Source organism: Pseudomonas sp. HY2-MNA-CIBAN-0224 (assembly GCF_040310285.1).
Lineage (GTDB): Bacteria > Pseudomonadota > Gammaproteobacteria > Pseudomonadales > Pseudomonadaceae > Aquipseudomonas > Aquipseudomonas helleri.
On record NZ_JBEOPQ010000552.1, the window covers coordinates 1 to 269 of the forward strand.

Below are 269 nucleotides of genomic sequence, written 5' to 3' on the forward strand. Positions count from 1 at the left end.
TTACTACTGTACATCAACAAAGATTTAAAAGATTTTTTTAGATGATCAATTCGTTGTTCTGATTTTTGCTCATTTATTTGGAGTTTTACTGCTGATTGGTGAGAGTAGAAGGCAGTCGCTATAGCGATAATAGCTGGTATGAATATTTTTAAAAAATCAATAGAAACGAAGATTGCTAAAAAACGAGACATATTCTTTTACCTTTAATAACTTTGCTAGAGAAGTAAGAATTAATTAAGCTAAATGAACAATTAGAAACTGTTCAATAT

General features: G+C 28.3%; 1 protein-coding gene. It reads right to left on the minus strand.

The window, feature by feature from the left end:
• A partial coding sequence (locus tag AAEZ03_RS27535) for a hypothetical protein (protein ID WP_350583039.1) occupies nt 1–191 on the minus strand: 191 nt, incomplete at its 3' end.
• Nucleotides 192–269 lie beyond the last annotated feature (78 nt).